This window comes from Okeania sp. SIO2B9, from assembly GCF_010672505.1.
Lineage (GTDB): Bacteria > Cyanobacteriota > Cyanobacteriia > Cyanobacteriales > Microcoleaceae > Okeania > Okeania hirsuta.
In genome coordinates, this window is the sequence record NZ_JAAHGK010001762.1 from 1 (window position 1) to 1,144 (window position 1,144).

The window sequence follows — 1,144 nt, forward strand, 5'->3', positions numbered from 1 at the left end:
AAATTCGAATACAGTTGAAGAGATTGCTTCAGGAATTTCTTTTACATTCCTTTCTATTTATAATTTTTGCGCTGATATTAATGTACTCAACAATTTCCTGGTTGCTAAGTTGAGCGATCGCTAAATCAAGTGGATGATCTTGTAGCTTTAAGATATTTCCATAGAGGTTAATGGTATAGTTTTCTAATTCATTGAGTTTTTCTCTTTTTATCAAATATTGCCATTGTTCGTTGGATTTGAGTTCTAATTTAGCATCAAGGAGTATTGTTGCATCTGGGTACTCTTTTTGTAGATTATTGAGAACATCATCTATATTATTTTTACTCTCTAATCTTATATTTTTATACTCAATAGTGGTGCAGTCATATACTATCTTTGTTCCCCAAATTTCACTTCTGTATATCCACCCAAAAGCAACCATTACTGCCAAAATTATAGTAAGAAAAACAACATAATTAACGTTATTACCCCAAGATTTAATAAACGTTATCCATTTTTTTTCCTGATTGTGGTTAGAGATTGGAGACTCAACCTGAAATAGTTCTATTTCTTCAAGTTCTAAGGGTCTACTAGAACCATCCATACTTAAAGATAATTTATCAGAAGGAATGGCTGGATTTGGGTCGCGATGCTCCCAAAATTCTGTGTATCCTTCTATCAATTTCTGATGAATTTCTTCTATATTTTTCTGGGAAATAAAAACAGCTTCTTTACTTTTAATTTCTTGAATAACCACTCCTTCAATTAGAAGTATTTCTCTCCCAAATTGGTCTTTAAGAATCTCATCTCCTACTTGAGAATTCAGGTCTTTTTGTGTAGCTTTTAAGATTCGATAAACTATGGTGAAATCTCCTACTTTTGAACCAAAAATTTGTCTAATAAATCCCTTTCCTGGTTCTGTTAAATCTCCTGTCGTCACTCTTGCCAATAAGTTACCAGTCTTAGCTTCACAGATGAAATCAGGAGCTACTACTGTTCTGTAGTCAAGATAGCGGTTACGACTTACTAAAAAAGGCCAAACTTCAATACTCATAGTGATAATTTAATAAATCTAGATTTGGGGTGTTATAAGAAACCGGGTTTATGGGAGAGATATGTGATTTATTTTATATAAACCGAGTTTCTCTGCTTTATTTATACCTAC

General features: G+C 32.4%; 1 protein-coding gene. It reads right to left on the minus strand.

Features of this window, described 5'->3' with window-relative positions:
* Positions 1-28: 28 nt before the first annotated feature.
* Positions 29-1,033: a hypothetical protein gene (locus F6K13_RS34240; protein WP_124145564.1), complete on the minus strand. Its 1,005-nt coding sequence runs from the start codon at positions 1,031-1,033 to the stop codon at positions 29-31.
* Positions 1,034-1,144 lie beyond the last annotated feature (111 nt).